The organism is Aggregatibacter sp. oral taxon 458 str. W10330 (genome assembly GCF_000466335.1).
In the GTDB taxonomy this organism is placed as follows: Bacteria; Pseudomonadota; Gammaproteobacteria; order Enterobacterales; family Pasteurellaceae; genus Aggregatibacter.
On sequence record NZ_KE952586.1, the window covers coordinates 1 to 1,963 of the forward strand.

Annotated in this window: 2 protein-coding genes; both read left to right on the forward strand. The window is 36.9% G+C overall.

The window, feature by feature from the left end; all coding sequences use genetic code 11:
* Nucleotides 1-1,355 (forward strand): cytidine deaminase-like fold-containing protein (locus HMPREF9065_RS09760; RefSeq protein ID WP_021615122.1); only part of this gene is annotated, 1,355 nt, incomplete at its 5' end.
* Nucleotides 1,345-1,770 (forward strand): DUF6911 family protein, encoded by a 426-nt coding sequence (locus HMPREF9065_RS0109315; RefSeq protein ID WP_021615123.1) that lies wholly within the window; start codon nt 1,345-1,347, stop codon nt 1,768-1,770. The genes HMPREF9065_RS09760 and HMPREF9065_RS0109315, both read left to right, overlap by 11 nt.
* The last annotated feature ends 193 nt before the right edge of the window (nt 1,771-1,963 follow it).

Here is a 1,963-nt window from a genome sequence, read left to right on the forward strand (position 1 = left end):
TCAATCAAAAAATCCATGAGATGACGGCAGGCGATACCGCAAAAGACAAAGCGACGAATCTGATGGCACATGCCCTGCTTTCTGCCGTGGAGTTCCAAGTGACAGGCAAAGACCCATTAACGGGTGCTGTGGCAGGAGTAACTGGTGAAGCAACCGCTGAAATCATCGCAAGAGCTTATGGCAAACCGGTCAGTGAATTAACGGCAAATGAAAAAGAAAACATCAGCACGTTAAGCCAACTGGCAGGCGGATTGGCTGCGGCATTGACAGCGAAAGCGAATGGCACTACAGCGGAGCAAGGGGGGAATTTCCTTGCTGCGACGGCGGGGGCAGAGACGGCTAAAAGGGCGGTGGAGAATAATTATTTATACAACGGCGAGGTAAATAATCTCGTTAAGGAATTGGCAAAAGCTGAAAAGGAAGGGAAAGATACAAAACCTATTTTTGAAAAATATGCAAAATTAAGTGAAAAGAATCGACAAGAAATATTGAAGAGTTGTGGTAATAATCCAGCTTGTTATATACCACATATTCAGATGATGCAATCAGGTGATGAAGCAGCATATGAAAACTTTAGTTATTTAAGGTTAGGTACTTATTTTAATAATCTAAGCAGAGAAACTCAGGTTAAATTGAGTGATTTTGTGGAATCGGAAAACGGTAAAACAAGAAACCAATTACCAAAGAGCGTACACTATGCAACTCTTGGTTTAGGTGCTGCAGAAGCTGCGGGATTAGGGGGGCTAGCCTTAAAAACTAAGTTACCTAAAGGAGCTAATGCGAATGAGGTATTGCCTATTGTTGGGAAAACAAAAGGATATGAAAAGCATGAGGTTAGAATTTCTTCTGGTGCGGAGAATAATGCTAAAGCTATCCCATTGAAGGAGCAACTATCTAATGAAGTATTAAAAAGTAGAGGAACTAAATTAGAAAATTTAGAAGTATCAGCCAGAGTAGAAATTGATGGTAAGGTTTATGTTGATACCAACCAACGAGCAAGAGGGAATAGATTTTCAGACCCTAATAAATTGACTTTAATTGCACAGAATGTGGCAAATAAAAAACCTCAAAAGAACGGTTCACCTTATCCAAATGCTAATATGCGAGATGCACATGCTGAAATAGGTGCAATTCAACAAGCTTATGAAAAAGGTGTGACTAAAGGAAAAAATATGGTGATCCATGTCCAAGGGCGTGATGTATGTACGCATTGTCGTCAAGACATTGCATCAGCAGCAGAAAAAGCAGGATTAAAATCGGTCATTGTTCATGCTGTTGATGATAAGAACAAACTGAGAACTTATACTTGGATTCAAGGGCAAACATCAATAAAGGAAAATAAGAATGGAAAATAGCTTATTATTTTTTTCATGTGCATATAAATCAGAAGAGGGTGAATGGATAACTTTGGCAGATAGGGATATGGTATCTAAGATTGGTAAAGATAAAATATTATCTATGCTTAACAGCACAAAGAATCATAGATCTGACGTTAGATTAGAAGTTATACCTGAACCAGAAGTAGGCTTGTCTGAATTAAGGATGGAATCAGATGGTGAGAGATATTTATTTACTCTACTTGAATATGGGGATAACGGGAAGTTTTTAATTAGGTCTAAGTCCGATTTTACTGGAGTTCCAAGATTGGTTGATTTTATGGGAGAACCTTTTCCAGCAAGTGAAGTTATAACAGATTTTGATTTTATTAAAAGAGTATTTGTTGAGTTGCTAGAAACAGGAAATGTTTCTTATGAGTTAATGGATATATAATTTATAACGTTGATAGTGTAGCTCTCATATTGTGCTAGTTTCCTATCGTACTGCAAAAATATTTAGTTATTTGATATTTGAATAGCATATACTTTAATAAAGAGCGGTCAATTTTCAAAGAGTTTTAAAACTTCTCAAAAATTGACCGCACTTTTTATTTTCAATGATGCTTATTTTAAGCAAATTTTGATAT